Origin of the sequence: Pseudomonas sp. RA_35y_Pfl2_P32, assembly GCF_963970735.1 — a bacterium.
Taxonomy (GTDB): Bacteria; Pseudomonadota; Gammaproteobacteria; order Pseudomonadales; family Pseudomonadaceae; genus Aquipseudomonas.
In genome coordinates this window covers 1-680 of the sequence record NZ_CAXAQF010000100.1, presented here as the reverse complement: position 1 = coordinate 680, position 680 = coordinate 1, and the positions used below count along the sequence as shown (strand labels likewise).

The 680-nt window shown below is 58.1% G+C and carries 2 protein-coding genes; one reads left to right on the top strand and one right to left on the bottom strand.

All coding sequences use genetic code 11. The annotated features are described in order from the left end of the window. The first annotated feature begins 29 nt into the window (after positions 1-29). The gene (locus AACY45_RS27285; protein WP_133192272.1) at positions 30-248 is read left to right on the top strand and encodes a hypothetical protein; all 219 of its coding nucleotides are present in this window, start codon (positions 30-32) and stop codon (positions 246-248) included. Between the two features lie 170 nt (positions 249-418). On the opposite strand, the gene AACY45_RS27280 is transcribed toward AACY45_RS27285, so the two are convergent. After that, on the bottom strand, positions 419-680 hold a 262-nt coding region (locus AACY45_RS27280; RefSeq protein WP_339548543.1), incomplete at its 5' end, for a hypothetical protein.

Sequence of the window (680 nt, the reverse complement as noted above, 5' to 3'; positions counted from 1 at the left end):
CTGGCAACACATCATGAAAAGGTACGACGATGGCACGCACAATCGAGGAGGAACGCGCGCAGCTCGCGGCTGAGGCAAAGAAGCTGGACGAGCGACGTCGCCAGCTTGCGGAAAGGGAGCGTTCCGAGCTCCTAAAAGAGGTGGAGAAGTCGGGGCTTCTGAAGGGTGACTCGGAGCAGATTCGATCGATCCTTGGAGCGGTAAAATCGATGGGCGTAGCTGAAGTCGCGAAGCGTCTCGCCGCGTAAAAGGTTAGTTGTGCAGGCAGGCTGGCGCCTGCCGGGCAAAACGAAAGGGGAGAGGCCGTTAGGCCCTCCCCTTTTTTTCTAACTTGTTGGGCATTGCGAGCTGTAGCCTATCGAGAAAAAAAAGGGGCAGCCGATTTCCCAGCTCCCCCCTGAGATTGTCCGAAGGGAGGCTAACCCCAGACAAGACGAAAATCGTGATCCGTATCGGCTTGGTCAGCCAGCTGATCGAGGCGGTCCAGCGACATTCCGGTGTCCAGCTGGTGGAGGTTTTCGCGAACCGTAGGCTCCGCTAGGATCTGGCGCAGTTCAGTGATTGGAATGCTTCCGCGGTGGTCGTCAGTGAGACGCATCGCGTCGAGCACGTGATGGGCGGTCTGATCGACTAAATTGACCGTGCGCGAACCATCGGGCGTATCGGCGACTCGCATCGAA